At 59.4% G+C, this 22,250-nt stretch carries 22 protein-coding genes and 1 pseudogene; 14 read left to right on the top strand and 9 right to left on the bottom strand.

Annotated features, from left to right (window positions below):
* Window positions 1-12: 12 nt before the first annotated feature.
* Window positions 13-900 carry a YghX family hydrolase gene (gene yghX, locus AC1RKH_RS02105; RefSeq protein ID WP_493060903.1) on the top strand — a complete coding sequence of 296 codons (888 nt, stop codon included), beginning with the start codon at window positions 13-15 and terminating at the stop codon, window positions 898-900.
* Window positions 901-994: 94 nt separating this feature from the next.
* Here the strand turns inward: yghX and AC1RKH_RS02100 are convergent, their stop codons facing one another.
* Window positions 995-1,570, bottom strand: a complete 576-nt coding sequence (locus tag AC1RKH_RS02100) for an antibiotic biosynthesis monooxygenase (RefSeq protein WP_493060902.1) — start codon at window positions 1,568-1,570, stop codon at window positions 995-997.
* 78 nt (window positions 1,571-1,648) lie between these two features.
* Entirely contained in the window at window positions 1,649-2,293 is a 645-nt protein-coding gene (locus AC1RKH_RS02095; RefSeq protein WP_493060901.1) for a hydrolase, read from the bottom strand.
* A gap of 176 nt (window positions 2,294-2,469) precedes the next feature.
* Between AC1RKH_RS02095 and AC1RKH_RS02090 the strand changes: the two genes are divergently transcribed.
* Window positions 2,470-3,363 carry a LysR family transcriptional regulator gene (locus AC1RKH_RS02090; protein WP_493060900.1) on the top strand — a complete coding sequence of 298 codons (894 nt, stop codon included), beginning with the start codon at window positions 2,470-2,472 and terminating at the stop codon, window positions 3,361-3,363.
* Here the strand turns inward: AC1RKH_RS02090 and AC1RKH_RS02085 are convergent.
* Complete coding sequence (locus AC1RKH_RS02085; protein WP_493060899.1) at window positions 3,358-5,316, bottom strand: methyl-accepting chemotaxis protein; 1,959 nt, start codon at window positions 5,314-5,316, stop codon at window positions 3,358-3,360. The genes AC1RKH_RS02090 and AC1RKH_RS02085 overlap by 6 nt on opposite strands.
* 147 nt (window positions 5,317-5,463) lie before the next feature.
* A pseudogene (locus tag AC1RKH_RS02080) lies at window positions 5,464-5,553 on the bottom strand (AraC family transcriptional regulator); the annotation flags it as partial.
* Window positions 5,554-5,773: 220 nt separating this feature from the next.
* Between AC1RKH_RS02080 and wrbA the strand changes: the two are divergent.
* The 4 genes from wrbA (at window position 5,774) to AC1RKH_RS02060 (ending at window position 10,144) form a co-directional block, all read left to right on the top strand.
* Window positions 5,774-6,376, top strand: coding sequence for an NAD(P)H:quinone oxidoreductase (gene wrbA, locus AC1RKH_RS02075; RefSeq protein WP_123425325.1), 603 nt, complete (start codon window positions 5,774-5,776; stop codon window positions 6,374-6,376).
* Between the two features lie 201 nt (window positions 6,377-6,577).
* Entirely contained in the window at window positions 6,578-7,954 is a 1,377-nt protein-coding gene (locus AC1RKH_RS02070; RefSeq protein WP_493060898.1) for a pyridoxal-phosphate dependent enzyme, read from the top strand.
* The gene (locus AC1RKH_RS02065) at window positions 7,951-9,129 is read left to right on the top strand and encodes a trans-sulfuration enzyme family protein (protein ID WP_493060897.1); all 1,179 of its coding nucleotides are present in this window, start codon (window positions 7,951-7,953) and stop codon (window positions 9,127-9,129) included. Before AC1RKH_RS02070 ends, AC1RKH_RS02065 begins: the two co-directional genes overlap by 4 nt.
* Window positions 9,130-9,196: 67 nt before the next feature.
* Window positions 9,197-10,144 (top strand): hypothetical protein, encoded by a 948-nt coding sequence (locus AC1RKH_RS02060; protein ID WP_493060896.1) that lies wholly within the window; start codon window positions 9,197-9,199, stop codon window positions 10,142-10,144.
* 85 nt (window positions 10,145-10,229) lie between these two features.
* On the opposite strand, the gene AC1RKH_RS02055 is transcribed toward AC1RKH_RS02060, so the two are convergent.
* Window positions 10,230-11,147, bottom strand: a complete 918-nt coding sequence (locus AC1RKH_RS02055; protein ID WP_493060895.1) for a LysR substrate-binding domain-containing protein — start codon at window positions 11,145-11,147, stop codon at window positions 10,230-10,232.
* A gap of 210 nt (window positions 11,148-11,357) precedes the next feature.
* Between AC1RKH_RS02055 and AC1RKH_RS02050 the strand changes: the two genes are divergently transcribed.
* The 4 genes from AC1RKH_RS02050 to AC1RKH_RS02035 all read left to right on the top strand — a co-directional run bounded on the left by AC1RKH_RS02050 (window position 11,358) and on the right by AC1RKH_RS02035 (window position 16,087).
* Complete coding sequence (locus AC1RKH_RS02050; protein WP_493060894.1) at window positions 11,358-12,653, top strand: MFS transporter; 1,296 nt, start codon at window positions 11,358-11,360, stop codon at window positions 12,651-12,653.
* 34 nt (window positions 12,654-12,687) lie between these two features.
* Entirely contained in the window at window positions 12,688-13,944 is a 1,257-nt protein-coding gene (locus AC1RKH_RS02045) for a CaiB/BaiF CoA transferase family protein (protein WP_493060893.1), read from the top strand.
* Entirely contained in the window at window positions 13,941-14,741 is an 801-nt protein-coding gene (scpB, locus tag AC1RKH_RS02040) for a methylmalonyl-CoA decarboxylase (RefSeq protein ID WP_493060892.1), read from the top strand. Before AC1RKH_RS02045 ends, scpB begins: the two co-directional genes overlap by 4 nt.
* A 263-nt stretch (window positions 14,742-15,004) precedes the next feature.
* Window positions 15,005-16,087 carry a YncE family protein gene (locus AC1RKH_RS02035; RefSeq protein WP_493060891.1) on the top strand — a complete coding sequence of 361 codons (1,083 nt, stop codon included), beginning with the start codon at window positions 15,005-15,007 and terminating at the stop codon, window positions 16,085-16,087.
* Window positions 16,088-16,186: 99 nt separating this feature from the next.
* On the opposite strand, the gene AC1RKH_RS02030 is transcribed toward AC1RKH_RS02035, so the two are convergent.
* Together AC1RKH_RS02030 and AC1RKH_RS02025 are read right to left on the bottom strand one after the other, a co-directional pair.
* Window positions 16,187-16,576 (bottom strand): c-type cytochrome, encoded by a 390-nt coding sequence (locus tag AC1RKH_RS02030; protein ID WP_493060890.1) that lies wholly within the window; start codon window positions 16,574-16,576, stop codon window positions 16,187-16,189.
* Window positions 16,577-16,838: 262 nt separating this feature from the next.
* A complete protein-coding gene (locus tag AC1RKH_RS02025) occupies window positions 16,839-17,192 on the bottom strand; it encodes a BON domain-containing protein (protein WP_493060889.1) in 354 nt (117 codons plus the stop codon).
* Window positions 17,193-17,942: 750 nt separating this feature from the next.
* Here AC1RKH_RS02025 and AC1RKH_RS02020 point away from each other — a divergent pair.
* Complete coding sequence (locus tag AC1RKH_RS02020) at window positions 17,943-18,437, top strand: Spy/CpxP family protein refolding chaperone (RefSeq protein WP_493060888.1); 495 nt, start codon at window positions 17,943-17,945, stop codon at window positions 18,435-18,437.
* A 150-nt stretch (window positions 18,438-18,587) separates the two neighbouring features.
* Window positions 18,588-19,076 (top strand): GFA family protein, encoded by a 489-nt coding sequence (locus AC1RKH_RS02015; protein ID WP_493060887.1) that lies wholly within the window; start codon window positions 18,588-18,590, stop codon window positions 19,074-19,076.
* A 127-nt stretch (window positions 19,077-19,203) separates the two neighbouring features.
* Here the strand turns inward: AC1RKH_RS02015 and AC1RKH_RS02010 are convergent, their stop codons facing one another.
* Window positions 19,204-20,160, bottom strand: a complete 957-nt coding sequence (locus AC1RKH_RS02010; RefSeq protein ID WP_493061368.1) for a LysR family transcriptional regulator — start codon at window positions 20,158-20,160, stop codon at window positions 19,204-19,206.
* Between the two features lie 188 nt (window positions 20,161-20,348).
* Here AC1RKH_RS02010 and AC1RKH_RS02005 point away from each other — a divergent pair, with 188 nt between their 5' ends.
* On the top strand, window positions 20,349-20,987 hold the full coding sequence (locus AC1RKH_RS02005; protein WP_493060886.1) for a glutathione S-transferase family protein: 639 nt from the start codon (window positions 20,349-20,351) through the stop codon (window positions 20,985-20,987).
* A 37-nt stretch (window positions 20,988-21,024) separates the two neighbouring features.
* The gene (locus AC1RKH_RS02000) at window positions 21,025-21,390 is read left to right on the top strand and encodes a nuclear transport factor 2 family protein (RefSeq protein ID WP_493060885.1); all 366 of its coding nucleotides are present in this window, start codon (window positions 21,025-21,027) and stop codon (window positions 21,388-21,390) included.
* A 139-nt stretch (window positions 21,391-21,529) separates the two neighbouring features.
* Here AC1RKH_RS02000 and AC1RKH_RS01995 read toward each other — a convergent pair whose 3' ends face one another.
* Window positions 21,530-22,135: a MiaE family protein gene (locus AC1RKH_RS01995; protein WP_493060884.1), complete on the bottom strand. Its 606-nt coding sequence runs from the start codon at window positions 22,133-22,135 to the stop codon at window positions 21,530-21,532.
* Window positions 22,136-22,250 lie beyond the last annotated feature (115 nt).

Below are 22,250 nucleotides of genomic sequence, written 5' to 3'. Positions count from 1 at the left end.
AGGAGCGCACGGATGAACCGTCTCACGGCGAAAGATTTTGCCCCTGAACTGCTGGAGCTCTATGACTACTACGCCCATGGCACGATCAACCGGCGAGAGTTTCTGGATCGTGCGGCGTTGTTCACGTTAGGCGGTTTGACGGCCAGCGCACTCCTCGCCGCCCTGAGTCCGAATTATACGCTCGCCGAGCAAGTGGAATTTACCGACCCGGACATCATCGCCGAGTACATCACCTATCCCTCACCCAAGGGACACGGGCAAGTCCGTGGCTATCGGGTACGCCCGGCGAAAGCTGCCGGCAAGGTGCCGGCGGTGGTGGTCGTACATGAAAATCGTGGGCTCAACCCTTACATCGAGGATGTCGCCCGGCGGCTGGCCAAGGCGGGATTCATCGCCCTGGCTCCCGATGGCCTGACGTCGGTCGGAGGTTATCCCGGCAACGATGAGAAGGGTCAGGAGCTACAGCAGACCGTCGATCCTGAAAAGCTCATGAATGACTTTTTCGCCGCCATCGAGTGGCTGATGAAGCATGACTCGACCACTGGAAAAGTCGGCATCATCGGGTTCTGTTATGGCGGTGGCGTCGCCAATGCCGCGGCCGTGGCCTACCCAGAGCTGGGTGCCGCAGTGTCGTTTTATGGCCGTCAGCCAAAGGCTGAAGAGGTCACCCGGATTCAGGCGCCTCTGCTGCTCCACTACGCCGAACTGGATACGCGCATTAATGAAGGATGGCCCGCCTATGAGAAGGCATTGAAAGCTGCCGGAAAGACTTACGAAGCCTACATCTACCCCGGTGTTAACCATGGTTTCCACAACGACTCCACGCCTCGATACGATGAAGCCGCCGCCAGGCTTGCATGGAGCAGGACGCTGGATTGGTTCCGGCGGTACCTGGCTTAGTGTTGAAAACGTCACGCAAAACGAGAACATGCGGACGCTCAGTGAGGCGCGGCACCCAGCAGGAACATCTCTACTGCTGGGTCGAGGGCCTCATTCATGAGCCCGATCCTGGCTGTAGCCATTTCCCGAACAGCCGGGTCACCCGTGGCATGAACACATAGACCACCAGCAGCACAATGCTGGCCGTGATCAGCACATTGCCTTGCACGTAGCCACCCAGCCAGGGCATCCAGCCAAACAGCGGTTTGAACAGCATCGGCACCAAAAAGCTCAGGGGCAGGATGACCAGAAAGGTCACGCAGGCCTGTTTCCAGCGCGGTGGCGGCGGCGCAGTTGCATCGATCGGAGTAAACCAGAACTCATGGTCGGCATTGACCTCGGTCTGGTCGCCATCGGCAAGCAATGGCTGCACCTCTTCCACCAGCGTGCGGCGGTCCTCGGAGTCAAGCCAATACTGCAATTGTTCGGTCGTGGCGAAGCGCAGCACACTGGTGAATTGAGCCAGCCCCTGGCTTTGCCCGCGCACCACATCAATGCCCAGATGCCCCGGATAGGTACGCGCCTTGGCGATGGTGCGACGCAACCAGTTTTCGTACGCCTCATCCCCGCCCTTTTTGACCCGATGGCGCACCAGCAGCGTGACCACGCCTTCCGACAATTCGATGTTCATGATTGACTCTCCGACCATAGCCCCTGGCAGTGACGGCGCAGCGAACTGCGCCGTTGAGCATCTGAATTTTCCCGCGACTCACTTGACCTGACGTTGCGGCGCCTTGTGCACCATGGTGTAGGCGTAATCCACGCCCATGCCGTAGGCACCACTGTGTTCCAGCACCAGACCCATGACTGCGTCGTAAGTCTCTTTGTGTGCCCAGTCACGCTGGTACTCGAGCAACACTTGTTGCCAGGTCACCGGCACCGCGCCGGCCTGGATCATCCGCTGCACCGACATGTCGTGAGCTTCCTTGCTCGTGCCGCCCGATGCGTCGGTGACGATGTACACCTCGTAACCTTCGGCCAGTGCTTCCAGCGCCGGGAAGTTCAAGCACACTTCAGTCCACAGTGCAGCCATGATCAGTTTCTTGCGACCGGTGGCCTTCACCGCCTCCACCAGTTTTTTGTCTTCCCAGGAGTTCATCGAGGTGCGCTCGATGGGCTTCTGGTCCGGAAACACACTGAGCAATTCCGGCCAGATGTAGCCGCTGAAGCTTTCGGTTTCGACCGACGTCAAAATGGTCGGCACGTTGAAAATCTTCGCGGCTTTGGCCAATGCAACGGTGTTGTTCTTCAAGGTCTGACGGTCGATCGATTGCACGCCGAACGACATTTGCGGCTGGTGGTCGATCAGGATCAGAGCGGAGTTGCTTGGGTTGAGCAATTCACGAATGGACATGGCGTGTTCCTTTTGATGTCGGTGTTCTGGATGGATGAGTTCTTTGGACTGCAAAGCTCGGTGCGTACTCCGGTTGGAGACTGTGTGCTACCGGCTTGGAACCTAATGTAGTTTCTGGATAAAACCGAAACAATTACCTAAAATGCATAATCATTATTTCCAAAATAGGGACAGTCTTGGATCGGATTGAATGCATGCGGGCTTTTGTCGCCACCGTCGGAGCAAACGGCTTCGCCGCCGCAGCCCGAGCGATGGATGTGCCACGCTCAAAAGTCAGCAAACAAATTCAGGCACTGGAAGAGGCCATCGGTGTGCAACTGCTGCAGCGCACGACACGCAGCCTGCACCTGACCGAGGCTGGCGCGGAGTACTACGAAGCAGCCCGTGAAGTGATCGCGTCCGTGGACGAAGCCGAGCAACGTGCCCGTAACGGAATTGGCGAACTACGCGGCGTGCTGCGGGTCAACGCGCCGATGTCGTTCGGTCTGCGTCGGCTGGGGCCGCTGATCCCGTTGTTTCATGAACAGCACCCGAACATTGAGCTGCAACTGGTCCTGAGTGACCAGCAGGTCGACCCGGTACGCGGCGGCTTCGATGTGACCATCCGCATCGCGAGCATGCCGGACTCCTCCCTGGTGGCCCGCCTGTTGGCCCCCGCTCCGCGGATCATGGTCGCCTCCCCTGCCTATCTTGAGCGCGCGGGTACACCGCAATCGCCAAAGGACCTGAGCGCACACCAATGCTTGAATTACGGCTATCTGCAGAGCGGCGTCAGCCTGCAACTGAGCAACGGCCAGGAGACGCAGCGCGTACACGTCACCGGCCCCCTGCACGCCAACAATGGCGACCTGCTGGCCCAGGCCGCCGAGGCCGGCATGGGCATCGCCCTGCTGCCGAATTTCATTGTCGAAGACGCTCTCGCAGCAGGCCGGCTGGTGGCGGTGTTGTGCGAATGGCAGGCCCCGCCGATCACCATCAACGCGGTCTACTCGTCGGCACGTCGGGTCCCGCAGAAGACTCGGGCGTTTATTGATTTTCTGGTGGCGAAACTTACGCGCATTGGGCTATAGGCGGAAGCGCAGCACCAGGGCTTGCTGGTTGTTGGCTACCTGCTGCAGGTGCTCACCGCTGCTGCGGGTATGCGCCGCATTCCGCCGGTTGTCGCGAGTCATGTCGTGCAAGCGGTGCATATGCTGATTCACTTCCTGCGTGGTCCCCGCCTGTTCGTTCGCAGCGACGGCGATCTGCACGGCAAGGGCGTGCACGCCTTGCAGGGAATTGTCCAACTGGCTGAACGAGGTCAGCACGACCTGGGTTTCACGTTCCAGCGTCTGTGCTTGTTCGGCCGAGGCCTGCATCGCCTGCAGGGCTTCGGTGGAAGAGCTTTGCAAGGTGTTGGTGATGGCAACGATTTCTTCGGTGGCGCTGCTGGTGCGTTGGGCAAGGTTGCGCACCTCGTCGGCGACCACAGCAAAGCCACGACCTTGTTCCCCGGCGCGCGCAGCTTCGATAGCGGCGTTGAGTGCCAGCAGATTGGTTTGTTCGGCAATTCCGCGGATCACCGCGAGCACGGTGCCGATTTTCAGGGCGTCGCTGGTCAGGGTGTCGACCACGCTGCCGGCCCGGCCGATGTCGTTCAGCAAGCGTCCCTGCTGGCCGATCATCTGTTGCAAGGTGCCTTGCATCTCGCCAAAGGCACCCCGTGCGGCGGTGCTGCCGTGTGCACTGTCGGCGGCGTTGCGGGCAATTTCCTGCACGGTACAGGACATTTGCTCGACGGCGCTGACAACCATTTCCAGCGACTCTTGCTGCAGGTCGAGGCGTTCGCTGGTTTGCCCGGCAGCGCTTAGAATTTCGCTGCTGGCCTGACCAACGTCCTCGCTGGATTGGCGCAGACGCTCAATCACATCGCGCCAGGCCTGCGCCATTTCATGCAGGGCCAGCATCAAGCCGGCCTGTTGTCGTTGCTCGGTCGGCAAGTTCAGCTCGCCTGCGGCCAAGCGACGGGCCAGTACCGTCATATTACTCGGTTCGCCACCCAGCGGACGCATCACACTGCGGCTGACCAACCAGGTGGCGATGACAACGGCGGCGACGGTCAGCAAGCCCAGCAGCAAGACTTGCCACATCAGCTGGCGCACCGGGGCGAACGCCTGGGCCTGATCCATTTCGGCGATCAAGGCCCAGTGGTTGTCATCGAAGGCGACGGGGACAAATACTTTCAGTGCACTATTGCCGTCCAGCCCCGGTTCGGCGATGCGTCCTTGTTGGCCCGCGAGGGCATTGCCGACGGCACTGCCAGTGAGGCCGACTTGCGCATTGAGGCTGCGGTTGACCTGGCGTTCCGGGAAGCGTGCCGAGTCCGAACGCAGGCCGGCATCGTTGCCGACCAGGTAGGTTTCGCCTTTTTCACCCAGGCCCTGGCGGGTTTGCATCACGTTATTGAGCGGAGCAATGGGTAACTCCAGAACCAGAGTCATTTGCAGCTCACCGTTCGACATGACGGGGGTCGCCAGATACTGGGTCGGCTCCTTGCTCAACGGGTTGTACTGCAGGTCGCTGATCAATGGTTTGCCGCTATCGCGGCTTTGCTTGACCAGACGCGCCAGCGAGGTATCGCGCAGGCTGTCTTCGCTGAGGTTGTGCTTTTCGTCACTGTCGCTCTGCAGACTGAGCATGACGGTGCCATTGGGCATGATCAGTTTCAGCTCGCGGTAACCAAAGGTGCTGATGAAGTGTTGAAACATCGGGCGGTCGTAATGGGCGGTACTGATCAACGCAGAGTCGTCCAGTCCCTGATAGTTGTTGCTCAGGTTACTGGCCAGGGTGCTGATCTGGTTGCGCCGCTCCTGCCAGTTATCCAGCAATTGCTGCTGTTTGATATGGGCAACCGCCTCGAGGGCGTTCAGCGTCTGCTCGCGCAGGGCCGTACTGGCTTGTTGATAGACCGTAAAGGCCATGCCCAGAACCGGGATCAAACCGATCAACAGGTAGCTTAGGGCTAACTTCAAGCGTAACGGCATGTTCAACGACTCCGCGGGTAGAAGGGTTACAGATCAAGGTGTTTGTAAATTATTCTGCAAGATCCGTGCAAATTATCGAACACGACAGGAAGGTTTGAGCAGCGCTTGCGGTAGTCCGCTGGCGTGAGCTAATAGATGCGGCGGAACCAGCGCCCCCAACAAGGTGTCGATGGCGCTCTGGCGCACGATGCGCAAGTCACCCTCATGGAGCGCGTGGAAGGCTTGATAAATGGCGGTGATGGGGAGGAGCAATAAAAGCGTCTCTGTCTGGCAGCAGACAGCAAACAGAGCTGCTAGGGTTAAATCCGCATGACGTCGAAGTCTCTACAGTGTGGTGGGGCTGAGCTGCGTTTTTGTTCGTGACCAAGCCCTACACCTGCCACTGCTGTTCGTTGACGGTGGTGTAGTCCGAGATCTTCCTAATCCATCGAGTGGCTCTTAACCCAGGACAAAAATCATGGCGAAGGTACTTGTTCTCTATTACTCAATGTACGGTCACCTTGAAACGATGGCTAGCGCAGTGGCCGAAGGCGCACAATCCGTACCCGGCACCGATGTGACGATCAAGCGTGTCGCTGAAACCATCCCGGCCGAACAGGCAGCAGCCATCGGCGTCAAGCTTGACCAGAAGGCACCGGTGGCTGCACCTGACGAGCTTGCCAATTACGACGCCATCATCTTTGGTACACCGACGCGCTTTGGCAATATGGCCGGACAGATGCGCACGTTTCTCGACCAGACCGGCGGACTGTGGATGAGTGGTGCCCTCGTCGGGAAGATCGGCAGTGTTTTTGCGTCGACGGGTACTCAGCATGGTGGCCAGGAAACCACTATTACGTCGTTCCACAGCACACTCTTGCATCAGGGGATGGTCATCGTGGGTGTGCCTTACACATGCTCAGGGCTGACCAACATGAGCGAGATCACCGGCGGTACACCCTATGGCGCGACGACGCTGGCAGGCGCCGACGGGAAACGGCAACCGTCACAAAATGAACTGGATATTGCGCGCTTCCAGGGTAAACATGTCGCTGAGCTTGCAAAAAAAATCGCGGGTTAACGCTAACACGTAAACGAGCATATGTTGCAGGACAGCAGTCGCTGAGTCGTTTCGGCGGCGACGCTACCGGTTGGCTGCGTAAAGTTGCGGGCAGCACAATCCCGGCCTATGTTTCATGCGAGACATTGCCTGCGACTCGCGCGCTTGACTGGCCGCAGGTTGCGGTCCATCCAGTGCTAATTCCCGCAGCGAGATGACGACATGCCGAACGACTCCCGCCCCGCCGTGCTCGAACTGATCGGCAATACGCCGCTGGTGCGCGTCAGCCGCTTCGATACCGGCCCGTGCACGCTGTTCCTCAAGCTCGAATCGCAGAACCCCGGCGGTTCGATCAAGGATCGCATCGGCCTGGCGATGATCGACGCCGCCGAGCGCGACGGCCGCCTGCGACCCGGCGGCACTATCGTCGAGGCCACCGCCGGCAACACTGGCCTCGGCCTGGCCCTGGTCGGCCGCGCCAAGGGTTACCGGGTGGTGTTGGTGGTGCCGGACAAGATGTCCACCGAGAAGGTCCTGCACCTCAAGGCGATGGGCGCCGAAGTGCACATCACGCGCTCCGACGTCGGCAAGGGCCATCCCGAGTATTACCAGGACGTTGCCGCGCGGCTGGCGCAGGAAATTCCCGAGGCCTTCTTCGCCGATCAGTTCAACAACCCGGCCAACCCGCTGGCCCACGAATGCAGCACCGCTCCGGAGATCTGGGCGCAGACTCAGCATGATCTGGATGCCATCGTCGTCGGCGTCGGTTCGGCCGGCACGCTGACCGGGCTGACCCGCTTCTTCCGCCGCGTGCAGCCGGACCTGGAAATGGTGCTGGCCGACCCGGTCGGCTCGGTGATGGCCGAATACAGCCGCAGCGGCACCCTCGGCACACCCGGTTCGTGGGCGGTGGAAGGTATCGGCGAAGACTTCATTCCATCGATTGCCGACCTTTCCAGCGTGCGCCACGCCTACTCGATCAGCGACGAGGAAAGCTTCGATCACGCCCGCCAACTGCTGCGCGCCGAAGGCATTCTCGGCGGCTCTTCGACCGGCACCTTGCTGGCGGCGGCACTGCGCTACTGTCGCGAGCAAACCGAACCGAAACGGGTGGTCAGCTTCGTCTGCGATACCGGCACCCGTTACCTGTCGAAGATCTACAACGACCAGTGGATGACTGATCAGGGCCTGCTTGCGCGCAAGCGCTACGGCGATCTGCGCGACCTGATCGCGCGGCGCTTCGAGGATGGCCGGGTAATCAGCGTCGGCCCGGACGATACGCTGCTCACCGCCTTCCAGCGCATGCGCCTGGCTGATGTGTCGCAACTGCCGGTGCTGGTGGGCGGACAGCGACTGATCGGCGTGATCGACGAGTCCGATATTCTGCTTGACGTGCATGAAGACGCTTCGCACTTCCGTGCGACCGTGGCCAGCGCGATGACCGACAAACTGGAAACCCTGCCTCCCGGCGCCAGCCTGGCTAAACTGCAGGCGGAACTCGACCGTGGGCTGGTGGCGATCATTGCCGACGCCTCGGGCTTTTACGGCCTGATTACCCGCGTCGACATGCTCAATCACTTGCGGAGATCCCTCGCATGAGTCAGCACGATGAAACTGCCCCGCCACGCGCCTTCGCCACCCGTGTGATCCATGCCGGACAGGTGCCGGACCCTTCCACCGGGGCATTGATGCCGCCGATTTACGCCAACTCCACCTACTTGCAGCAGAGCCCCGGTGTCCACAAGGGCCTCGACTATGGGCGCTCGCACAACCCGACACGCTGGGCGCTGGAGCGTTGCGTGGCGGACCTCGAGGGCGGTACCCAGGCATTCGCCTTCGCTTCCGGGCTGGCGACGATCTCCACTGTGCTCGAACTGCTCGACGCCGGCGCGCACATCGTCTCCGGCAATGACCTGTATGGCGGCACTTTCCGCCTGTTCGACAAAGTGCGCCAACGCAGCGCCGGGCATCGCTTCAGCTTCGTCGATCTGACTGACCTGGCGGCATTCGAAGCGGCCCTGCAGGACGACACGCGAATGGTCATGGTCGAGACGCCGAGCAATCCCTTGCTGCGCCTCACTGACCTCGCCACCATCGCGCGCATCTGTCGCGAGCGGGGCATCATCTGTGTGGCCGACAACACCTTTGCCAGCCCGTGGATACAGCGCCCGCTGGAGCTGGGCTTCGATATCGTGCTGCACTCGACGACCAAGTACCTGAACGGTCACTCCGACGTAATCGGCGGCATCGCGGTGGTCGGGCAGAATGCAGAACTGCGCGAGCGCCTGGGCTTCCTGCAGAACGCGGTGGGTGCTATCGCCGGGCCGTTCGACGCGTTTCTCACCCTGCGCGGAGTGAAAACCCTGGCGCTGCGCATGGAACGCCACTGCAGCAACGCGCTGAAGCTGGCGCAATGGCTGGAGCTTCAGCCGCAGGTGGCGCGCGTCTATTATCCGGGCCTGTCGTCACACCCGCAGCACGAACTGGCGCGGCGGCAGATGCGCGGTTTCGGCGGGATGATTTCCCTCGACCTGAACAGCGACCTGGCCGGCACCAAGCGTTTCCTCGAGAGTGTGCAGATCTTTGCCTTGGCCGAGAGCCTGGGCGGAGTGGAAAGTCTGATCGAGCACCCGGCAATCATGACCCACGCCAGCATCCCCGCAGAAACCCGCGCGCAGCTCGGCATCGGCGATGCGCTGGTGCGTTTGTCAGTGGGTGTCGAGGATGTCGAAGACCTGCGCGCCGACCTGGCCCAGGCTCTAGCGCGGATGTGAGCGACCTGCGAAAGACTGCGACACACTATTCATTTCTTGCGATCACTGCATCAGCCAGGAGATTGACATGGGTAAAAGGAAAGCCAGTGATCGCGCGGAATATGCTCCGCTTGAAAGTGGCACGCTTGATGACGCGCTACGGCGGCATTCAGCGGAGCGAATCCGCCACTTTTTCCTGTTTTGCTTTTACGTCGAAGTGACGTGCGACTACATGTCGACGATCCATGGGGAAACTTTCGAGCCCACGTCAGTCATTACCGACCACGCAACACATCAGGTAGATACCGGTGTACGAGACTCTAAACGCGGAAAACTGGAACTGGACTCCCAAACACCCGCTGACTTGCAAGTCACGGGATGGGGAAGCATGGACGCCGCACACTTCAACAATCTGGGACTGAAAGATAACTTTCTTCAAAAGGGTAAACAACTGGGTGAGTACGACCCTATGGTCAGTGATCTTTTGAGCCGATGCGTCGATACGTGCCGCAACACCAGATGGTTACCACAAGCCATCAATCTCGGACCCGACAAAGTCATTGATATCGTTCACAGGGTCGTCCACATACAAACACTTTCCCCAACCAGCGCCGCCCCCTGCGCGTCACTCACCAACATTCGCCTATACATTGACATGGCGATATCCATGTTAAAAAACATGGCCGACAAAAAAGCTGACAAGAACACCCTGAAGAAAACCGAGGAATATTATCGCCTGGGGCTTACTGACATTGAATACAGATTGCTATTAACCATCGAGGATGAAGTGATCGCCATCGTGCGAAGCATCAATACTCACCTGTTAAAGCTGGCCATGGACAGCAACAGCCCGGCAAACGCTCAACAGATCAATTGGTCAGCCATACCGAAAGCAAAGAGCTGGTTCGCCGAAACCACCAAACCGAAAGCGCCACGTAAAATTGTACGTGCCAAACGGATGGGGCAAGCGGTGGCAGCGAGTCAGAATATTGAGATATTTGATAAAAGTTTCTACATCGAAAGCCCTATGCTTTGATTGCATTGCAATGCGGTAGTCACTTCCTGCTGGCGACCTGCCTGAAGCCCTCGGCAATGCCTTCTATCCGACTGACTGGATGTGCTCAGTGTCCGTCCGCCCACCCCGGGTGCCGTCCAAACGCCTCGAACAGTTCGAAAATGGTCGCCTTGACCTTTTGCACCGCGTTGCTTTGCACGGCGGTGTCAGGCCAACACAGGGAGAGCTCACGCGTGAACAGCCGATGATCGATCCTGGCCAGCTTGAGCTTATGCTGATCCAGTTCAACATGGGCAGCCGCCCAAGGCAGGATCGTGACACCCAGCTTTGCCAGAACGGCTGAGAACAACAAGTCCGTGGAGTTGGCTTCGAACTCGACCTCGCAGTGCAGGCCGGCCTCCTGCAATGCCGACTCGACTCGGCTGCGAATCGTGTTCGGTGCACAGGGCAGCACCAGCGGCATCTTCGCCAGGGCGTCGATCGTCACCGGCCCATCGGGTAAGGAAAATTCCGGCCACGCAATCAGGTACAGCGTTTCGGTGAGCAGTCGCTGCGAGATCATCCCACGGGTTTCGACCACATCGACATTCACCGCGAGCGCCACCCGCCCCACCGTGATCAGGCGGCCGAGATCGGCACTCGGCGCATCGATCAACTCCAGCTTGATCCCCGGATAGCGACTGCGAATGGTCCGAGCGAGCGGAATCGCCAACATGCGAGCCGTACTCGACGGCATGCCGACCGAGACCTTGCCCTGCGGGAATTCGGCGTCCTGACGCAGTAGCTCCTGGGTGCCATCGGCCTGGCGCAGCAGTTCGATGGCATGCCGGTAAAGCGTCTGCCCGGCCGCCGTGGGAACCACGCCATGCACGCTGCGCTCGAGCAGTTGCATGTCCATATCCAGTTCCAGGTTGCGCATCTGCTGGCTGATGGCGGGCTGCGCAATATGCAGCGCTTCACTGGCGCGGGTGATGTTGCCGCACTCAACCACTTTGATGAAATACCGCAACTGGCGCAGGTCCATGAGGGGGTTCCCAAAGAATTTGACTCTATACAATATTCCGATAGGACCAAAGGAATTTCATATTTGTTGCTTATGGCATGCGCTGCCTAGACTGATTTCACAATAAACGAAGCGCTGACGGCTGCCACAGCCTCGCAGCGCCTCAATAGGCCTGATCAAGGTCAATGGGAGATCTTAATGTCTAGAGCATTAACCGCATCAGCAACGAGCGTGAAGCCGATCAAAACGCCCCTGACCCGCGAGCAGATTCGCGGCTTCTGGACCGTCTACCTGGGATGGGTGCTGGACGGCGTGGACTCGGTGATTTTCGCCCTGGTGTTGATTCCTGCCATGTCCGAGTTGCTGCCCAACTCGGGCATTACCCCAACCCCCGCCAACATCGCCATGTACGGTTCTGTCTTGTTCGGGCTGTTTCTGATCGGTTGGGGCCTGTCGTTTATCTGGGGGCCGCTCGCCGACCGCTTTGGCCGGGTGAAGATGCTGGCAGCCAGCATTCTGGTCTACTCGCTGTTTACCGGGGCGGCGGCGTTCTCGGAGAACATTTGGCAGTTAGCGGCGTTTCGGCTGATTGCCGGGATCGGTGTCGGTGGCGAGTGGGCACTGGCCGGCACCTACGTGGCCGAGAGCTGGCCGGAAGACCGGCGCAAGATGGGCGCGGGCTACCTGCAAACGGGCTACTACTTCGGCTTTTTCATTGCCGCGTTGCTGAACTACACCGTAGGCGCAACCTACGGTTGGCGCGTGATGTTTCTGTGCGGCCTCGCACCGGCAGCGGTGGCGATCTACACCGCATTGAAAGTCAAAGAGCCTGCCCAGACGCACAAGGCGGCGCACCACATCGAACGTTCCCACTCGCCAACCACTTCTGCACGCACCTCGTGGTGGGAAATCTTCGCCCCGGCCTTTCGCCGCCGCACGCTGACCAGCTCTGCCCTGGTCGGGGTTGCCATCGTCGGCTTGTGGGCAGGCTCGGTTTACGAAGCGACGGCCGTCGTGACACTGGCGACCCGCGCCGGCATCGACCACGTCGGGGCGGTTCATCTGGCGTCCATTGGCGCGGCGGTGCTGTCGCTCAGCACCATCCTCGGCTGCCTCGTCGCGCCCTGGCTGGCCGAACGGCTTGGGCGACGGGTTGCGCTGGGCATCTACTTCGCCGGCATGGCCACGTCGATTGTGTTCGCGTTCGGCTGGGTGTTCTACATGGACGACGGCCTGCATCTGTTCATGGTGTCGCTGGTGTTCCTTGGCTTCTTCGGCGGCAATTTTGCGATTTTCTCACTCTGGCTGCCCGAGCAGTATCCAACCCGGATTCGCGCCACGGCTTTTGCTTTCAACGCATCGGTCGGCCGCTTCATCGGCGCGGGCGTCAACTTCCTGCTGGCCGCGGCGATCCACTGGCATGGCTCGCTGGGCGCACCGATTGCCTGGACCGCCGCAGCCTTCGTGGCCGGCATTCTGATCCTGCCGTTTGCCGTCGAAACCCGTAATCAGCCGTTGCCGCAATAAAACAGCAGCGCTCAAACATTCACTGGAGAACCGTATGCAAGCTTTGCAAGGCGTGAAGATCGTCGACCTGAGCCGTGCGCTGTCGGGGCCGTTCTGCACCATGGTGCTGGCGGACCTCGGCGCCGATGTGATCAAGATCGAACCCGGCCCGACCGGCGACATGAGCCGGACCTGGGGCCCGTTCGACCGGGGCGTGAGCACCTACTATCTATCGTGCAATCGCAATAAACGCGGCATGTGCATCGACTTCCGCAATCCCCAGGGGTTGGCCACGATCCGGCGGCTGATCGATGATGCCGACGTGCTGATCGAAAACTTCAAACCCGGGACCCTCGATAGCATGGGCCTGAGCTATGACGTGCTCAGCGCACGCAATCCGCGGCTGATCATGGGCAGCATCAACGCCTTTGGCAGCGACGGGCCGATGAGCAGTTGGCCGGGTTTCGACCAGATCGCCCAAGGCTACTCGGGGCTGATGAGCCTGACGGGGTTCGTCGATGGCGATCCGACCCGCACCGGCACGGCCATCGGCGACCTGACCTCGGGCATGTGGCTGGTGACGGCGGTATTGGCCGCCCTGCTGGAGCGCGAACGCACCGGGCACGGCCAGCACGTCAGCACCTCGTTGCTGGCCAGCCTGGTCGGGCTGTTAAGCGTGCACGGTCAACGCTACCTCAGCCTCGGCGATGTCCCCCGCCGCACCGGCAACGCCCATTCCGTCATTGCGCCATACGGGGTGTTCCAGACGCTGGATGGCCCGCTCAATCTGGCGCCGATCACCTCGGCCATGTGGGGACGCTTATGCACGCTGCTCGATTTACCGACACTGCCGGACGACCCGCGCTTCGCGACCAATGAAGCCCGGGTCGAGCGACGTGACGAGTTGAAAACCATCCTGGAAAGCCGTTTGAAAACCCGCAGCAAACACGCGTGGACCGAACTGTTCATCGAGGCAGGCTTGCCCGCCGGCCCGATCAATACACTCGACGAAGTGTTCGACGACCCGCAGGTGCTGCATAGCCAACTGACCAGGACACTCATGCACCCGACACTCGGCGCACTGCGTCAGGTAGTGACCCCGGTGTTCAGCGCAACCGACGCAGCAGAACCTGCGCCTGGCGTCAGCCAGCGACCACCGCCGCTCCTCGGTGAACACACCCTCGAGGTCCTGCGCGAGGCCGGTTTCGACGCCGCGTCGATCAACGCACTGCTGGCCGCGAAGGCCGTGTACCAGGACACCAACGATTCGCCAGCAATGGCTACCGAGCAATCAACAGGAACCGCCCAATGACCCCGACACAAACCTCTTCCGCCACCGTGACCGTCAACATTGTCGATGAACAAATCGGTCGGCTGGTCTTCAGCAACCCCACCCACCGCAACGCCCTCAGTGCACAACTGCTGACGGCCCTCGACGAAAGCCTCGCCGCACTGGCGTCACAGCGCATACCGGTGGTGATACTCGGTAGCGAAGTCGGCCAGCCCGTCTGGAGCGCCGGCCACGACATCCGCGAACTGCAACACGACCACGATCCGATTGCCTACGGCAAGCCACTCGAAAAAGTGTTGCGCCGTATCCGCGCCTACCCCGGCGTGGTGATTGCCATGGTCTCCGGCTCGGTGTGGGGCGGTGCGGTCGACCTGGTGATGAGTTGCGACCTGGTCGTCGCCGATCGCAACGCAAGCTTTTCGATGACTCCGGCAAACATCGGTTTACCCTACACAACCAGTGGGCTGCTGCGCTTCTTCAACAACCTGCCAATTCACGTGCTGAAGGAAATGTTTTTCGGCGCGCAGAAGCTCGATGCAGAGCGCGCTGAACGCTTCGGTGTGGTGAATCGGCTGGTCGACAGCGATGCGCTGGAGGCGACTGCGCTTGAACTGGCACGCACGATTGCCGGCAAAGCGCCGCTGGCCATTGCGGCGGTCAAGGAACAGTTGCGCATCCTCGAAGACCTGCAACCGATGCCCGTCCAGGCGATGGAACAGATCGCGGAACTGCGTCGACAAGCGTGTGAGAGCAGCGACTTCGATGAGGGGCTCGCGGCATTTGCTGAACGTAGACCAGCGGTGTTTTGCGGTCGCTAGGGCACTCTGAAGTAGACGGTTGAGTCTGATAAAAGACGACCGTCTCATTGTTGAATCCATATCCGAGCCCGACCATAAGTATTGACATTGTAAATACGGCAGTTGAAATTCACTCGGCGATTGAGGGAGTTCAGGAGGTCGTCTGGCGAGCGACATCGAGGCGCCATGGACGGATGCGAAGAAGTCAGGCGTCCCGGTTGGCCGGGGCGGCTTACTGGAAGCGAACAAAAACAAAAATATCCGAAGACCTCAGGAGAAAACCTATGGTGCAGCGAAAATTGTTGGGTTCCGCGGCTGTGATATTGGCTTTGAGTCTCGCCACTTCAGTCAACGCCGCTGAACTGAAACAGATCGGCACATTGGAGGTTCCGGGTGAACCTCTCAACGGCTTCGACATCAGCTACGTCGATCAGGCGAGCAACCGTTACTATTTGGCCGATAGAAGCAACAAGGCTGTCGACGTGTTCGATGGCACTAGCGGCAAGATGGTCGACCGCTTGCCCGGCGGATTCGCTGGGCAATTAAAGAGCAACGACGTGTCCGGCCCGAACGGCATCGTTGTCGTTGGCGGGGAGTTGTGGGCCGGCGACGGCGACAGCACGCTGAAGATCATCGACCTCAAGACGAAAAAAGTCATCGATACAATTTCAACCGGCGGAAAAGCCCGGGTTGACGAGATGGCCTACGATCCGAAGGCGCACGTTGTGATTGCCGCCAACAATGCCGACGAGCCGCCGTTCCTGACGCTGATCTCGACCAAGCCGGGCCACAAAGTCGTGGCCAAGATTCCCTTGGAGGACGCTACGGACGGGATCGAGCAGGCCGTCTACGACGTAGCGACGAAAAGGTTCTATGTTTCGATTCCGGAATTGAAGAAGGATAAGGCCAAGGGTGCCGTCGCCGTCATCAACCCGGACAGCGGCAAGGTCGAGAAACTATTGCCAGTCAATGACTGCCATCCCAACGGACTGGTGCAAGGGCCTGGCGCAAACCTGCTGTTAGGTTGCAACGCCGGCGTTAAGGATAGCGGCCTGCCGCCGGTATTCGTCGTCATGAAAACTGACGGCTCGGTGGTCAAGGTCATTCCTGGCCTCGGTGCCGCCGACATGGTCGCCTACAATCCGAAGCTCAAGCAATATTACACCGCTTCGCGCGGTATGCCGGACGGCCCGGAACTCGGTGTCATCGACGCGAAATCCAACTCGCTCGTCCAACGTATAAAGCTGCCCGGCGGCAACCCGCATTCGGTTGCAGTCAGCGAGAAAAACAATCACGTCTTCCTGCCGCTCAACGCCAAGGACGGTGGCTGTAATGGTTGCGTTGCCGTCTTCGCACCGGGCAGCTAACTCGATCGTAATCGTCGAGCCTTGTGTGTCGCCAATAAAAGCGGCACGCAAAGAAACCGCTGACCGTTACCGGTTCAGCGGTTTTTTTTGAATGACAGATTACTGCGGCTGAAATGTCTGAAGGTAGGCCAACAGGTTTTCGATCTTTTCCGGATCGCTGATACCCCAGAAAATCATCCGGGTTCCGGGTACCACTTCTTTTGGATCCTTGATGTACGCGGTCAGTGTTTCGCGGGTCCAGACGACGCCCGATGATTTCATCGAGGACGAGTACTGGTAGTCCGTAGTGCTCCCGGCACGACGCCCGAAAATGGCATTGAGCTGCGGCCCAAAAGACCCCCGTGCTGAAACACCTGTTTGATGGCATCCGCCGCAAATTCGGCTAAACAGTTTCTGACCTGCTTCAGCATCGCCGGCCGCTTCTGCTTGCGTGCTCAACAACCCTGCGTTAAGCACTAAGGCAAAGGTCAGTACTGCGGATTTTTTCATGTTCTGCTCCAGATCAGGCGTTGCTTATAGCAAAAGCTGGCAGCTATTTCATCATGACAAGCTTCTACACCGAAGCCTTAGTGAGGCTATTCAGGTTCATTCCGAGGGGAAGAAGAACTATCTGCTCGGCACCCACAGACAGCCGAGTAAGTGAAAACGAGTGCCTTGTACTTTTGCATGAGCGCAGAGCCTTTCGATCTAACGCTCCGCGCCCCGCTCCCGTTTCCCAACCAGGAGCGCGGCGCTCACACGGTTGTCAGCATCATTTGTCATCCATCTTTTTTTCCGACGATGGCGGCCGATACTCGGTGTTCTCTTCAGCGTTGGGTGCTTCAGGGAGATGCCCTGGAGTGAACACATGAGTCAGCAGGTCTTTGGCATCGATTTCGTTGACGCCATTCACCGAACGGGCGAGCTCTACCACCCGTTCGCACTCTTTATGGGTGTTAACGCGGCCGCTCAACGCCACTGTACCGGCATGGGTTTTGACATTGACATGCAGGCTGAGAGTCGGTTCTGAAAATGCCAGGGCCGACCTCACCCGCGTCGTAATCCACGCGTCGTGAACAGCGACTCCCAGATCATGAGAGTAATGCTGGAAGGAGTGAGTTTTCATAGCTAGACCCTCTCTCGTGTCATCAACAGGTTAATTATAGTGCGGCCGTTGCGTGAGGTCAGAGCGCTGTCCCCCAGCACGTCTGCGTCAGTCGCTTTGTGCCGGGCGCAGAGTGCGCTACCGAACAGACCCGCGCGGGCAGCGGAGTTAACCTGGCGTGAGGTAGATCACTGCCAAATCAGGACGGTGCGATCCTCCTGCTCATCCAGTGGACGGTGGGGTTCAGTGATTCCCTCATTCAAGGAGGCACGACTCATGACTCAGCATTCGCAAATACCTTTATATCGACGACTGGCAGTGATGCTCGTCGCTGTTATGGCGACAGCTGCCGCGCTACCGGTACTGGCGCAGCACGACAATCAACGCGAGGGCTACGGCCGGCAGGTTTACCATCGCGACTATCGTGGTGGCCATGATAATCGTGATAGCCATCGTGACTATCGCGGCGGCCGTGGCGGTGACTATCGCGGTGGAGGCAGCGACGATTTAGGGGCGATACTTGTTGGCGCAGTCTTGGGAGCAGTGGCCGCGGGTGCGGTACGGGCGCCGCCCGCCGTGATTTACCGGGAACCCCCTCCGCCGCCACCACCGGGGGTCAGGTACTACTATCCCAACACGTACAACTCCAATGGATATCCTCCACCCGGCTATTAAGCTCCCTAGCCGCATGAAACCCGAGCGACCGCCGCTCGCACTGATATATCCCCTGCAACGGTCGTCAATTCGACAACTCAATCCGGATATAAAGACATGAACAACTTCGTACTTAAAGCGGCTATGCCGGCAGCGTTGATGCTGGCATTCCTCACCACTTCTGTCTCGGCACAGACAACGGCAGCGAGCAGTACTGCCGCACCGTCACAGACGACTGCCACTCATGCCAAAAAGCACGTAGACGTTGTCGAGAAGAAAATCCACGAACTGCACGCCAAGCTGAAAATCACCGACAAGCAGTCAGCTCAATGGGATGCCTATGCGCAAACCATACGCGACAACGCTCACAACGCCGATACTGCCTTTCTGGAGCGTGCGGAAAAGCTGCCAGCGTTGAGTGCCGATGACGCGATGGTGACTTATGCCAAATTAGCCCAATTGCACGCGGACAATATGCAGAAGCTTGCAACGGCGTTTAGCGCTCTGTATGGCACGTTTTCCGACGTTCAGAAAAAAAACGCCGACAAGCTGTTCCGCAATGAACAGGAAAAACGCGAGGACCGGCTCGAGGCAGCGAAAAAAACCCATTAAGAGGCCAGAATCCTCAACCAGGCGAACCGGCCGCTGCAGGCTCGGTTCGCATTGGAGCGCAGCGACCCGCAGCGGCTGATACCAAGGACTGAAATATGGCTGAACAGCTACGCTGTTCCGGAAGATCCGCAGACCTGTTGGAGGTCTCCCATGCAGCTCGAAGGTTCCTGCCATTGCGGCGCGGTGTCGTTCAGTCTGAGCAGTGCCCACCCCTACCCTTATCAACGCTGTTACTGCTCGATCTGCCGCAAGACCCAGGGCGCGGGCGGCTATGCGATCAACCTCGGCGGCGAGGCGAACAGCCTGAAAGTCCGTGGCCGCAAACACATCGCGATCTATCACGCCCGCCTCAAGGATGACGGTGCCCGACGTGCCCACAGCAGCAGCGCCGAACGGCACTTCTGCTCGCTCTGCGGCACTGGCTTGTGGCTGTTCAGCCCTGAATGGCCCGAGTTGATTCACCCCTTCGCTTCGGCCATCGACACCCCGCTGCCGGTGCCGCCGGAACACACGCACCTGATGCTCGGTTCAAAAGCCCCGTGGGTCGAAGTCGAGGCACATCCCAAGGATCAGCTGTTCGAGGTCTACCCGGAAGAATCCATCGCCGAGTGGCACGAACGGCTGGGGCTGGCCCGTTAACAGTCTTTGACAAAGGCTGGCATAGGTCAGCAATGCAGAGACCATTTCCTCCAGTTCACCGACGTTAACGAGGTGCGCTATTGCTCCGAACGCTGCCGGAGCGGGCCATTCACTCCGCCCGTCATTTTCACCGTCTGCGCCGGTTTGATGGCTTCTGTTCCAGGACCGTCTCGGCTCTCCATTGCGCCGTGGCGAGTCTGGAGGTAAAGAACTCTGCCAAGGCGCTAACCTTCGCTGGCCGTGCACGAGCCGTGGGTGTGACGAAATAAAGACCCCCTTCAGGCAAACGCCAATCGGTCAACAGCGGCTCAAGCTGCTTGTCTCGGAAATACTGCGTCGCGATGAACTCGGGGATCTCGGTGATGGCCTGTCCGGCAAGGACGGTAGGTAACAATGCCTCCACGCTCGTTGCCCGGAGCCCGCCGACGGGCACAACAGTGCATTCCTCAGCGCTCTTTGTGTGCATAAAGCGCCAGACGTCACGTCTATTCCTGTTGATGTAACTCAGGCACTGGTGAGCATCCAGCTCGTTCGGGTGCTGGGGGCGACCGTAGCGAGACAGATAGTCAGGGGACGCCACCACGAACCGGCGCACCGGTGCAATGAGGCGGGCGACGAGTGACGAATCTTCCATCACCGCGATGCGCAGGGCGGCGTCAAAGCCCTCGCCAATCAAGTCAGCTTGCGCGTCCGCAGAATGAAGATCGATGGAAATGTCCGGATAGGTCCGAAAGAACTCGGGCAGCAACGGGGCGACCCAGCGCGCGCCAAAGGAGAGCGGCACTGCGAGCTTTACGAGACCACGTGGTCGACTCGATGTCTCACGTGCGAAATCTTCAGCCTCCTCGGCCTCCGCGTAGATTTTTGCCGCTCGATCGGCGAGCGAGCGGCCATAGTCCGTGAGTGCAAGTCGTCGGGAGGTACGGTTGAACAATCGACCTCCCAACCGCTCTTCAAGGCGGGTAACGGCCCGCGAGACCGTCGCGACCGAGACACCCATGGCTGCCGCCGCCGCGGCAAATGAACCTTCTTCGGCGACCTTCCCGAACATCGCGAGCCCTTCGAAATCTGGCAGCTTCGACATGACATTCCTGCAACGATGGTTTTCATTCATTTCTATTTCGGAAAATAGCGCATGGCCATAGATTTGTCTCACCCAACTTCCTCCGACGCAGCTTGCATCGCGGGTACGGAGCTCTTCGTCGATGGAGGGCAGGCCCAAGTCTGACGACTGGCCTGGGCGGCTGGTTCGTCAATTGAATGAAAGAGGACATGACCATGTTTGAAGTATTTGCCTTTGCCACGCCCAACAGCCTCAAGGTCTCCATCGCGCTGGAAGAGCTGGGGCTGGACTACCGGCTCGTCCCCGTCAATTTGCGTCAGGGGGAACAGAAGAGCGAAGCCTTCCGAGCCTTGAATCCCAACGCCAAAGTGCCCGTGCTTATTGACCGTTCCTCCGAGCCAGGCGTCAACGATGTGGTGCTCGGCGAGTCCGCCGCCATCCTGGTCTACCTCGCAGAGAAAACCGGGCAACTGCTTGCGAAGGATGGCATTCATCGCGGCAAGGTATTCGAACAACTCTTCTTCCACGCGTCCGGCCTGAGCCCCGCGTTCCTGCAGGCGTTCCTGGTCAACCTGCAGTCGTCACCGCAAGCTGAGGCCCAAGCGCGTGCTTTATCGGAAGTCGATCGAGTGCTGGGGGTGCTCAACCACAACCTTGAGCAGCGTCCTTATGTGGCTGGTGAGACGTACAGCATTGCCGACATCGCACATTTCGGCTGGGTGTGGCGTCACCAGGCAATCGGCGCATCTCTCGCCCAGTTCCCGTTCGTGACTCGCTGGTACGAAGAAGTCTCGGCGCGGCCCGCAGTCGTTACGGCCATCAACAAGACTTTGGCGCTTGCTCAATAGCAATCGGCTCAACAGTCAATGACTAAGGAGAAGAATCATGAATGCTCGCATCAATGAACTGCTGCTTCGCAATCTTCAGGAGGTCTTTGGTGAAGGCGATGCCTCCCGTCGTCGTGAAGCCATCATGGAGCTCTACACCGAGGATTGCATGATCTACGTGCCTCCAGGTGTGTTTGTCGGGCACGACGCGCTGGACAAACTTGCCGGAGATCTTCGCGCGATGCACCCGCACTTCGTGTACACACCACACAGCAAGCCGCAGGCGCTCCACAATGCCGGTCGCCTGGCATGGGGCTCTGGTCCGCGCGGCGAGTCACCCGACTACACGGGTTGGGATGTGATCATCGTTCGCGATGGGAAAATAGCGGCGCTCTATGTCTTTCTCGATAGCGATCCCACTTGAAACAACCGAGTGCTCTCGCTTGGCTGCACTGGGTCGGCGAGCGAGAGTACTCCCTCGGGGACGGATTTATTGTCCACCATTCTATGTTCTCAAGAGTTTTTAACAATTTGCCTGTTTTCTTTCACAGACAAACCTCGGCTCAAAGCGTCGGCACACCACTGTGGAAACGGAACTCGACATCCGGGGACTCGATCAGCTCTTGCTCGGCGGCACGCACCTTGTCGATCACCTGCGCGATGTCCTTGGCGTCGCCATACTGGTAAGCCAGCTTCAGGTACCCCTGGAAGTGCCGCGCCTCGCTTTTCAGCAGGCCGAAGTAGAACTTGCCCAGCTCTTCATCCAGGTGCGGCACCAGGGCTTCGAAACGCTCGCAACTGCGCGCCTCGATAAATGCCCCGACCACCAGCGTGTCCACCAGTTTTACCGGCTCGTGGCTGCGCACCACTTTGCGCAAACCCGAAGCGTAACGACCGGCAGACAGCTGGCGCAGTTCGATCTTGCGCTTTTTCATCAGGCGCATGACTTGTTCGTGATGCACCAGTTCTTCCCGGGCCAGACGCGACATCAAATTGATCAGGTCGACGTGCGAGTGGTACTTGGCGATCAGGCTGAGCGCGGTGCTGGCGGCCTTGAACTCGCAGTTCTTGTGGTCGATCAGCAGGGTTTCCTGGTCGGCCAATGCGGCCCGAACCCAGCCGTCAGGCGTGCGGCAGCCAAGGAACTGATGAATCTCAGGAAGGATCATTGGCTCACTTCCGACAGTTCAACAGGACCATTGGGCAGGACGGCGAGGATTTCAGGGTTCAGTAACATGAGGCTCACGGGCAATAGGTTCACAGCGAAGGGCGCCGATTATACTT

The sequence above is a fragment of the Pseudomonas sp. GW822-FHT06B12 genome (assembly GCF_058799675.1).
Note: the sequence above shows the minus strand (reverse complement) of the source record. Positions and strands in the feature narration are given on the sequence as shown.